The organism is Bacillus sp. FSL M7-1345 (assembly GCF_038006985.1).
Classification (GTDB): Bacteria; Bacillota; Bacilli; order Bacillales; family Bacillaceae_G; genus Bacillus_A; species Bacillus_A cereus_U.
In genome coordinates, this window is record NZ_JBBOWG010000003.1 from 1 (window position 1) to 10323 (window position 10323).

Genomic DNA, 10323 nt, shown 5'->3' on the forward strand with positions numbered 1-10323 from the left:
TCTATCAAAATATTTGCTACCGATAATAGGACGTTATGTTAACCTCACATGAATACGATATACATATTACATTTTATCTATATTAAGTAAGGGTAACTATCATACAATGAAGATATCATTATAAATTATTTGGGGGATAAAAATGAAAAAATTTATATTTAGTTATTTAGCATGTCTCATATTTTTTTCTATATTTACATCTAGCTTGCTATTTATAATAGACCCTGAAGGTATGGACGCATCGGGTTCCCCCTTGGCGATAGCTCTTCTTTACATTATGTACGGGAGTATACCTGTACTTATAGGCTGTCTACTAGGAGAATTTTCTTATAGAAAAATAAAAAAAAGTTATAAATTAAGTATTGGGATTCCCTTGTTTATATTATTAGGTTTTTCCTATGCATATTTAATGAGCATAGGATTATATGGAGGATATTTATTTCACTACACAATGCTTTTTATTAATTTTAGTCTTCCAATTATTTTATCTTCCTTAGTTTTTTATTTCATAAGACGAATAAACTGATGTTGATCAACTTCTGATAACGTAAATTATGTAAACAGAAAAGTCCTCCAGTTAAACAATCTGGAGGACTTTTAATAGTTTTCTAAAAACAATGTTTCTAAATTATATTCCAAACGCAGTCATTCCTAAATAAACCAGAATATAACTGATTAAAGGAATTGAAAGAATCAAACTTGTTTTTAATAATTTATTTTTTTTATCAACCTTTATTTTACTTACAGGTTTTCCCTCTATAAAATCAACTATTTCACGATAAGTTTTTAAATTATGCTCTTTCTTTATATTTTCAACTTTCAATGATGCAAACATAAGAAAAATAGAAAGTACCAAAAGTGTTATAAAACCATAATAACCAAAAAAGTAACATACAGGTACAAGAGAAATAGGAAGTATAATCATTAATACTAACATGATATAACTCCACTTAAGGAAAATTGATTTTTGAAGTTTTTCTTTCATGATTTTTACATCTCCTTTAACTAAATCATCTAGGGAGACATTAAAAAGAATACTCATCATTAATAAATTATGAATATCTGGATAGTTTCTTTCATTTTCTCAGTTAGAAATAGATTGTCTGGAAACATGAATTTTTTCTGCTAGCTTTTCTTGAGACATATTATCCCGTTTACGAAAATATTGTATCTGTTTACCGAGGTTCATCTATACATCTCCCTTAAATTTAAGGTTAAGTTAAAGGCTAATTAAAGACTACCAAATTTCTTTATAATAGTGTAATTCTAGAGTGTAAAAATGTTTTATCATGCTATTTTCCCCTGTTTTTGGGTGTGAGTGCTGGCTCGTCGTGTGGGGGCGAACCCCCACATAGCGTTGATTCCATATAGAAAAAGAAGAATCCCTTGAGCGGAAGAACAGGCGGTTCGGCTGGTACAATTGCTGATCCAAGTCGAGCAACTTAACCCCGTTTTTGGTCTGTTCGGCTTGGCGAAAGCTAAAAATCAGCCGAAAAAAGTTCCGCAAGGACAAAAAAAAAAGAAAAGGCAATAGCCTTTAGGTGAGGATTAACGAACCGACTTTTCTTTTTCTGAAGGTGGAGATTTTTGAGCGTTATTTGCTCAAAAATACTACCTGTTCCTTGCGGAACTTTTAGCCCTATATATAAGAGTGAGAAGAGCAAAGTAAAGAAAGTCAGTAATATCAAGGGTTTATAAGACATGAGGTGTTAATTTTTTTTAACACCTGTGTTAATTTTTTTTAACACCTAAAAAATGTAAAAACACACATAAAAAAAGATGTCAATATAAAATCGACATCTAAAATAAATAAATTGGTAGTTTATGTTTTTTCTTATTACCTTCAATTTTGATATTGCGTAGCGCTTTTGAAAAAATTTGTTGAGTTGCTCTATCAATATCATCTTTAGGTGAATTACATAATATATTGGGGTTAACAAACCAAGTTCTTGCTGAACAAGTCCTTCCATCTTCAGTTATTACACCTGTTTCTGCAACTCCTAAAACCCCTTTTTCAAGCAATTCATTCATTATTTTTGAAATAGAAGTCCTTGTTTTCCCTAATTTCTTAGCTAAATAACTAGGAGATGCCGTATTCGGTTTTATATCATCTTCTTCATTTTTTTCAACAATGACATTTGATTTAAATTCTAGAAATCTTGAAATATCAAATAAAAATGCCTTTTCTGGTTGAGTTAAATAGCCAATTTCACATAAATAATCAATATTCTCTGTAATCATTTGGACAAATCTCACCCGATCTGTAGGTTTTTTCTTCTTCCCTATAAAATACTCTTCTCCACCAGACATTTTACTTAATACTTGTAGCATAATGACTCTTTCTTCTTCAGAAAGTCCACCACTACCTTCAAGCTTTTCATAAATGCTATTAATTTTACTATCTCTTTCTTTTGCCTTTTTGTCAGCTTGTCCAAAATCAATAATTTTTTTTGTCATATCTAAGTTAATTCCTCCTTAATTGAGGGAATCAACAAAAACACCTATTTTTTGCTATTTGATTATAAATCAAATTATGATAATCTATAATCAGATAATTGAATTCTAGGTATTTTCGTAGAATACCCTATGAAAAGAGTCATGTTCCCGCATGGCTCTTTTTTTCATTCTATCACGTTTTCAATAACCTGGTTTACCGTTCCATATCAAATCCCCTAGGTTTATTAATTTCTTTCTTATGTTCATTCTCAAAATAATTATTAATTCCCTTTCTATCCAAATTTTCTTTAATAAGCCCCCTAAACGCCTTAAATTTCTCTTTAAAGACTTTTTTTGTCTGTTGATATAAAACCCTTATGTTTGCCTGTAAATCCTTTATATGAACCTTTAACGAGCTTATTTCTCTATTTAATACACCAACTTCTTTTTGTAACTGACTTTTTTCTTGTTTCAACGTTCGATTCTCTTTCATCCATCCCTCTGCATGAACTTTTAAACTTACATTCTCTTTCACAAAATCTGTTTCTCTCAAACGCTCATAATCTTTTTTAATAATGACAGCTGCATTCACTTGCTTTGTTACTTCTTGATATTGTTCTGGTGATAACACATAATTTCTTGTCTGTTTTTTCGTGATCTCAGCTTTTCCAAACATTTTATCCTGTACTTCTACTACTACTTCTTTACGTAAAAATGGAATTTTAACAGGTTCATTTGGCACTTGATCTGTAGCACTATCTAATTCTTTTTGCATTTGTTTTACTCTTTTTTCTAACTCTACATGACGCTGGCCAATTAGCTGTAGCTTTTCACTTTCACTCTCTACTTCTTGTTTCACTATCTCTAATTCTTTGTACTTATCAACGACATCACTTTCCAAACTCTTTTTCGCTACTTGTAATTCGTTTGTTTTCTCTTCAACATTTTTTAAATGATGGTCAATCGTTTGTAACTGCGTTTCTTTTTCTTGTACTTGATTCTCAACAATTGATTTTGTTTCTGCATATTCCTTGTATTGACGGACTTTCATGTATTTATGTGAACCTACATTGGCACGTTCAAAATTCGGAATGTGTTCTTTCGCTAATTGCTCAATATAGGCCGTTTCTAATTCTCTCCAATGTGCAATTAACTTTCTTCCCGTTCCTTCTACACCTTGTTGTTGCAAAGCTCTATCCATTCCGACACGCCTCGTTAATCCTCGACTACTTTCGAAATTTGGTACATAATTAATATGTAAATGTGGATTGGCTTCATCATCATGTAAAACCATGTTATAAACTACTAGATTTGGATTTCGCTCTTGAAACGCCTCAGCATAGCGCTTCAGTGCTTCTTTTTTCGCCTCTCTATACATTGGGTCGTCTTTACCTTCCCCAATCGCTACAACGAGTTCTCGTTGCTCATGCGTCTTATCGTCTTTATGTATTTTGTCATAGTAATCATCAATCTTACGGTCATTCCGTTTTTGTTTCTCGTTATACTTGTCCAACGCTTTTTGAAAGATATCCTTGTATACACTTCGGATGTCCTTTTGAACAAAGTAAATATTCTCCTCTGACCTGGATAGATCTATACCAGGATTTCCATGCATGTTTTCTCTGTTATTGTGGCTCAATGAACTTTGGTGAGATTGATTAAATGAGATAGACCCCAACATAAAATGCCACCACTTCCCCTAGATTAATTGATACCATAAGTCTAGCAAAGCGACGAAATGGAGTCAATTAGAGTAACCCTATACGTGTTTTGACGCTTTCGCATCAAAACAGATAGGGGTCTGCGACGCTCTTCGGCTCTGCCGAGCCACTTGCTACGTGGCAAAACAAAACCTTGGGCGTTGCCCAAACCCACTGGGGAACTCTTCCCCAGACCCCCTCAATCAAACTCCCCAACCCCTCAATCCTTGAGGGGCTCCCTCGCCGGTTGGCAGGAACAAACGGTTGTTTGTTCAATACCAAGAGGGTTCGGGTGTAGTCCAGTTGGTCAAGTCAAATACTCCCTTCGCTTTGCTAAGTCCGTTTTGATTGACCAACACAAGCAACTATCTCTGATCTAGTTCCTCACTAACCCTTTTTAATTCTTTTATAAATCCTCTAGATTTTAATAAACAAAAAAAAAACAGCCAAAAAACATATCAATTTTTTTGCTGTTTATTTAAAATAACTAATACTAACCCAAATTAATTATTCTAGAAAATGAATTTTGCAAATCAATATCATGAGTAACAACAATAATAGTTTTTCCTTCATTATGAAGCTTCTTTAACAATTTAATTACTTGATCACGATTCTCTCTATCAAGAGATCCTGTAGGCTCATCAGCCAAAATAACATCACATTTTTTCAATAAAATTCTAGCTAATGCAAGTCTTTGTTGTTCACCACCACTTAAAGTATACACTTTAGTTTTTAAAGAACAAGATAGCCCAACTTGTTTTAATGCATCTTCCATTAAAATCTTTTTCTCTTTTTTAGAGATTTTCTGAAATTCAAGTGCAACTTCCAAATTTACATCAACTGTTTCAGTATCCATTAAAGCATAATTTTGAAATATATAACCTAACTTATTTCTAAAAAACTTTTTTCTATTCTTATAAGGATTATCGTCTCCTTGAATAATAACTTTACCACTATCCGGTTCATCTAATAACCCAATTATATTAAGTAATGTAGATTTTCCTGTACCACTTTTCCCCATAATGCCAACGAACTCATTATTATAAACACTAACATTAAAATCTTTAAAAATATATTGATCTCCATACTTTTTGGTAATGTTCTCTAATTTAATTCCTATTTCTTCTTTCATGTACTCAACCCTCTTTTATAATTTGTACCATTTTCTTTTGTTCACTTTTCTTAATCAATAAATAAATAAATAGATTCTCTAAAAAAAGGATACCAAAGACAAGATATATAAAATCAAACTTCTCTAATATACATAAAATCAATATTGAAACAAACCAAACAAAATTAGTAAACATCAAATATAACTTATGTCTTTTAAAATAAGAATAACCATGTATTATCTTAATAGTATGTTTCAGTTTATATTGTTCTAAATAATTTAATGTTGTAAACATACTTATAAACAAATAACCTAACAAAACAACAACTAAAACAATTAAAAATTGATATGCTCTTTCCACATGCATTTGAATTCTACCTTCAATAAGATCATAGGCATTATAAAGTACTGGATAATATTCTTGTAATTCTAAATTTTTAATTTGATCCTTGATAGTATTATATGGTACTTCTTTATCCGATAATTTTATAAAATAACTATCATTTCCAACAACAGTATCATACCATGCAGCCTCATTACCATTTGCATTAGTTAATACCATCGCAATACCATCATAAAAACGATTATTAGTATCTGTTGCGATATCATTAGAAAAAGTGAAGAATGATTGATTATTCTTTATCCAAATTATATTTATCCCTATATTCTCTTTAAAAGGAAGTTCTTTACCAGCCTCTTTTAAAAACTCATTTTTAACTTCATACTTTTGAAAATGATATTCTTCTTCGAAATATTTTCTTAATTCTTGTTCTTCTTTTTTATACTTTTCCGGGACTAACACCGTAAGGCTATCATCATCTTCTTTAATATCGATTAACTTTTCGTCCACCCCATATACTGGGTTTAATTTTAAATAATTATTATTTATAAGTATTGTTTTTTCTTCATAAACAGAATCAACTTCAACTTCTCTTCCATTCTGTTTTGCTCTGTAAATATCAGAAAATCGTACTAAAATGGCGCCCCTATCATTTGTATACTCGAATAACTTGTGTTTTTTGTCGAAAATTTCAAGTAATGTTTCAGGATTATCACCACTTGGTAAAGGAGCTTTAGTAGGCATAACTCCATATGATTTCATTTGTTTCCATTCATTTGCGTTTTTATAATAATATCGATAGGAATCTAAAAAAGCACTGTAAGAAACAAAAAGTAAATATAATATAATTACTGAAAAAATTAGTTTCACGAAACCATTTACAATTTGCATTTGTTTTAAAGGTTTTTTATTTTTTATACTTACAGAAATTGAAATGTTTCCAACTCTTGCAAAAAAAAGAGACATAATAAAACAAACTATTATTCCAATTGTAAATTGGTAAAACAAATAATCAATAATTGTATTAAACCAATATAAATTAAATAATATTTTTTTCATTATCATAAAAATCATAACAACAGTAGTAGAAATAATTAAAGTTGAGAAATACAATTTTAATATTTGTAGAAAATATTTTTTCCAGATATTCAAAGGTGTATAACCATTTAATAATCTAATAGCAGAATTTTTATATTCTAAAAAATAATAATAAATAATCATAAATAATGATAAAACATACAATAAAATAATAGGAATAATTTTTAACCAAGATGATGTATCAATAACGGAGTTATACTCATAACTAAAATAATTAATTTTTATGCCTAACTCTCTCTGTAATCTATCTATAAAAAAATCGATTTCACTATTATCTTTTAAAGAAACTATATAATCACCGGCAACTGATCTATCTTTAGGAAACGATTTGAATGGTTTAATACTAAAATCACTTTCTTCCTTATAAGAAAATATTTCACCTGTTACACTTTTATCCTTTGATGTAGAAATATTAAATTCATCAGATTTATTATCTGGAAATACTCCATCTAACAGCAAAAACGGTTTAAAATAAAGATCTATATCATGTGTAAAATAAACATATTCTACTGATTTTTTTTCCGAATAAATAGATTTGAATACATTTGCATTATAATCATCAGAAACCTTAAATAATAATGATAAAAACTTCTCTGAATCAATTTTCAAAGCGTTTTCATTAATAGTCATAACAAAACTATCTTCTTTTCCTGATTTTTTCATTGAAGCCTCTTGTTTACTAGAAATCAAATCAATATATATATATATTGAAAAAGAAAAAATAACCATGTATAAAATAAACAAAAATCTTTTCATATATACTCTCTCTCTTTGAATTAATTATAATTATTGAAACAATAAAAAAGGGAGAAAAAGGACATTATTAATCAAGCCCTTTTTATACTCCCTTTATCTTTCAATCTAATTAAATTGCAAACAAACTATTGAACATCATAATATGATCTATAAGTACTTAATTTAGAATAATATAATGTTTCAGCAATGGCTGGTGTCCCTGCCTTTACCCATCCACTATACTTATAATTACCATTAGCCATAGCTGTTGCTTTATGTGTTCGAGAACTATGTCTATAATCGGAATATTGAGATAAATTCAACTTCCAATTCATATTTTGACCTTTACACCACTTTCCACCATCTACATCAAGACATACACCTGAACGTGGCATTGGTGTATTTTCACTAATAACACGTTGTTCCCCAGATTCAATAGTTGTAAAACCATGTTCTGTATAAATTATATTTGGTGAAGAAGATGTTTTTTCTTCTGCTGCAAAACTTGTCATTGGTGAAACTAATACCGCACCACATAAACCTAAAGATAATATCCCCTTACCTAAAAACCCCTTACGTGACATAAAATCTCCTCATTCCTCTAAAATATTTTACTAGTTATAACTAGCACAAAAACAAAATTAACACAATTCTCCAAAAGAGTCAATGATTTACATTTATAGATTAATAAATTAAAATAAAGATAAATTTTAAAATTCACATATTAAACAACAAAAAATCCATATAATACGTTTGAACAATCGTTTTTTTACAATTTCAGGATAATCTGTAGATAATTATAATATAAAAATAAATAAAAGCAAGCGTTTCTATTCTTTTAAAAACAACCAAAAGGGAGAAAAAATGAAAAAAATCCTTATATTTATTCTTATCACAATGTCAATTTTAGTTTTAATATTTTTAATAACAACAAAAAAAGACTCCAAAAAAAGTACTACAAACTACTATCAAAACGAAATCAAAACAAATGAATTACAAAATAATATTCTAAAACAAGATGAAAAATTCGTTTATTTCTATCAAACAAATTGTCATTACTGTAAAAAAGTCTCTCCTATAGTCGTTCCTATGACAAAAAAACTAAATATAAATATGGATGTCTTAAACTTAGAAAAAGAGCCTAATGGATGGAATCAATTTAAAATTGAAGGAACACCAACTATAATTCATTATAAAAATGGAAAAGAAATAGATCGTATTGAAGGAGAATATAAAGAAGAAGAATTTAAGGAATGGTTTAACAAAAATAAAAAGTAAATAGGAGAAAAAATGAATACAGCCAATAAATTAGACAATATCTTATTTATAGCATGGGCAACATCATTTATTGCAACAAGTGGAAGTTTATATTTTTCTGAAATCATGAAATATGAACCTTGTAGTCTATGTTGGTATCAACGTATCTTTATGTATCCATTAGTTATTTTATTAGGAATTGCAATTGTAAAAAAAGATTATAAAATAAGCATTTATAGCTTAATTCTTTCTATTATTGGAATATCTATATCAACTTATCATTATTTAATACAAAAAGTACCATATTTATCAAATACATCAACATGCGGCAGAATACCATGTACTGGAGATTACTTAAATTGGTTTGATTTTATTACTATCCCATTTCTTTGTTTAATATCCTTTATAATTATCAGCATTTGTAGTTTTATCTTATTTAAATCAAACAAATTATAAATATTAATTACTATCATTATTGTCCATTAATATTTTCAATAATTCATTTTTTACTTGATTTTTTTCTGATTCGGTAACTTCTAAGTAATCTATAAATATTTCTTAATCATCAATTACTAAATTTAATAATTCATAAATGTCTTTCATTGATTATTACCTCCTAATAAAATTACACTAATTATACAACATAATTATAGCAAGGGAATGCTTGTATGCTGATCTGTACTGCATTCCCTTATTATATATATGTTATATTTCTATTCTTCTTTTTCCGACATTAGAACCCTACAAAGATATCAATCATATTTAATTTTTAAACAAATCGAAAAAACCTTTCCGTTTTTGTTTCTGATTTTGCTTCTGCATATCTCTAATATTTTCAAGCAATAACTGATCTCGCTTCTCTAACTTCTTCTCTATAAAAACTTCTAATTCACTATTTTTACCTTCTACTTCAGTTAACTTTTTCTCCGTATTCGCTAAATACTCTTTTGTCGTAACCAATTCATTCGTAATTTCTTGTAATTTTTGAACAAGCGCTTGATTAAATTGATTTTGTAACTGCTGATTTTCTAATACTTCATTCAATTTCTTTTCTAATTCTGATTTTTCTTCTTTTGAAACAAACGAATCAAGTTCTCCATTTCGCCATGCTCGAACTTGATCGTAAGACCATTTTTGAGCTTGTATTTTTTCTTTTATTGCTTTTAATTCTTCTATATTTTCTTTTGAGTATCTGCGATGCCCTCCCTGGCTTCGCTCCGTTTGTATGTTAAATTCGTTTGACCATACCTTTAGTAAATCGGGTGTAACCCCTAAAAAATCCGCAACAATTTTCGGTGTATGCATTTCCGATTTTAGTTCCAATTTTCATTCCTCCCCCAAAAACGGAATACCTTTTTCACTCACAAAACATGATTAAATCAACATTCCAATCAAAACCGGAATACACTCGCAACCGATATGACAACCGATTTTAAAAACGATTTAATTTCGAAATACATTCTGATTTTAACACTAACATGTATTACTTCTCGATAATAACATCAAAATCTTTTTTATTTATACAAGATTTTATGCAAAAAAAGAATAGCGGGAATCACTAGAATTCCCGCTATATCAACGATGTATAAAATTATGTATAAACGATAGATAGACATAGAAACAAGAAACCTTGTATTTACAAGGTT

Annotated in this window: 9 protein-coding genes and 1 pseudogene; 3 read left to right on the top strand and 7 right to left on the bottom strand. The window is 29.1% G+C overall.

Going from position 1 to position 10323, the window contains the following annotated elements; genetic code table 11:
* The first annotated feature begins 142 nt into the window (after nucleotides 1-142).
* Nucleotides 143-526: a hypothetical protein gene (locus tag MHB76_RS26180; protein ID WP_159147002.1), complete on the top strand. Its 384-nt coding sequence runs from the start codon at nucleotides 143-145 to the stop codon at nucleotides 524-526.
* A gap of 102 nt (nucleotides 527-628) precedes the next feature.
* Here MHB76_RS26180 and MHB76_RS26380 read toward each other — a convergent pair.
* The 6 genes and pseudogenes from MHB76_RS26380 to MHB76_RS26215 all read right to left on the bottom strand — a co-directional run bounded on the left by MHB76_RS26380 (nucleotide 629) and on the right by MHB76_RS26215 (nucleotide 8004).
* A pseudogene (locus MHB76_RS26380) lies at nucleotides 629-1189 on the bottom strand (helix-turn-helix domain-containing protein).
* 611 nt (nucleotides 1190-1800) lie between these two features.
* The gene (locus tag MHB76_RS26195; protein WP_000162377.1) at nucleotides 1801-2457 is read right to left on the bottom strand and encodes a MarR family transcriptional regulator; all 657 of its coding nucleotides are present in this window, start codon (nucleotides 2455-2457) and stop codon (nucleotides 1801-1803) included.
* 193 nt (nucleotides 2458-2650) lie between these two features.
* Nucleotides 2651-4117, bottom strand: coding sequence for a plasmid recombination protein (locus MHB76_RS26200; protein ID WP_335470072.1), 1467 nt, complete (start codon nucleotides 4115-4117; stop codon nucleotides 2651-2653).
* Nucleotides 4118-4629: 512 nt separating this feature from the next.
* On the bottom strand, nucleotides 4630-5268 hold the full coding sequence (locus MHB76_RS26205) for a putative bacteriocin export ABC transporter (RefSeq protein WP_340805080.1): 639 nt from the start codon (nucleotides 5266-5268) through the stop codon (nucleotides 4630-4632).
* Between the two features lie 4 nt (nucleotides 5269-5272).
* Nucleotides 5273-7441: a DUF1430 domain-containing protein gene (locus MHB76_RS26210; RefSeq protein WP_340805078.1), complete on the bottom strand. Its 2169-nt coding sequence runs from the start codon at nucleotides 7439-7441 to the stop codon at nucleotides 5273-5275.
* 125 nt (nucleotides 7442-7566) lie between these two features.
* Nucleotides 7567-8004, bottom strand: a complete 438-nt coding sequence (locus MHB76_RS26215) for a lactococcin 972 family bacteriocin (protein WP_340805076.1) — start codon at nucleotides 8002-8004, stop codon at nucleotides 7567-7569.
* A gap of 280 nt (nucleotides 8005-8284) precedes the next feature.
* Between MHB76_RS26215 and MHB76_RS26220 the strand changes: the two genes are divergently transcribed.
* Nucleotides 8285-8698, top strand: a complete 414-nt coding sequence (locus tag MHB76_RS26220; protein WP_340805073.1) for a thioredoxin family protein — start codon at nucleotides 8285-8287, stop codon at nucleotides 8696-8698.
* Nucleotides 8699-8710: 12 nt separating this feature from the next.
* Nucleotides 8711-9133 carry a disulfide oxidoreductase gene (locus MHB76_RS26225; RefSeq protein ID WP_340805071.1) on the top strand — a complete coding sequence of 141 codons (423 nt, stop codon included), beginning with the start codon at nucleotides 8711-8713 and terminating at the stop codon, nucleotides 9131-9133.
* Between the two features lie 306 nt (nucleotides 9134-9439).
* On the opposite strand, the gene MHB76_RS26230 is transcribed toward MHB76_RS26225, so the two are convergent.
* Nucleotides 9440-10000 carry a MerR family transcriptional regulator gene (locus tag MHB76_RS26230; RefSeq protein ID WP_335696002.1) on the bottom strand — a complete coding sequence of 187 codons (561 nt, stop codon included), beginning with the start codon at nucleotides 9998-10000 and terminating at the stop codon, nucleotides 9440-9442.
* Nucleotides 10001-10323 lie beyond the last annotated feature (323 nt).

What these genes read in the sequence shown, in the direction of transcription:
- MHB76_RS26180 (WP_159147002.1), top strand. Translation starts at nt 143, where the DNA reads ATGAAAAAATTTATATTTAGTTATTTAGCATGTCTCATATTTTTTTCT.
- MHB76_RS26195 (WP_000162377.1), bottom strand. Translation starts at nt 2,457, where the DNA reads ATGACAAAAAAAATTATTGATTTTGGACAAGCTGACAAAAAGGCAAAA.
- MHB76_RS26200 (WP_335470072.1), bottom strand. Translation starts at nt 4,117, where the DNA reads ATGTTGGGGTCTATCTCATTTAATCAATCTCACCAAAGTTCATTGAGC.
- MHB76_RS26205 (WP_340805080.1), bottom strand. Translation starts at nt 5,268, where the DNA reads ATGAAAGAAGAAATAGGAATTAAATTAGAGAACATTACCAAAAAGTAT.
- MHB76_RS26210 (WP_340805078.1), bottom strand. Translation starts at nt 7,441, where the DNA reads ATGAAAAGATTTTTGTTTATTTTATACATGGTTATTTTTTCTTTTTCA.
- MHB76_RS26215 (WP_340805076.1), bottom strand. Translation starts at nt 8,004, where the DNA reads ATGTCACGTAAGGGGTTTTTAGGTAAGGGGATATTATCTTTAGGTTTA.
- MHB76_RS26220 (WP_340805073.1), top strand. Translation starts at nt 8,285, where the DNA reads ATGAAAAAAATCCTTATATTTATTCTTATCACAATGTCAATTTTAGTT.
- MHB76_RS26225 (WP_340805071.1), top strand. Translation starts at nt 8,711, where the DNA reads ATGAATACAGCCAATAAATTAGACAATATCTTATTTATAGCATGGGCA.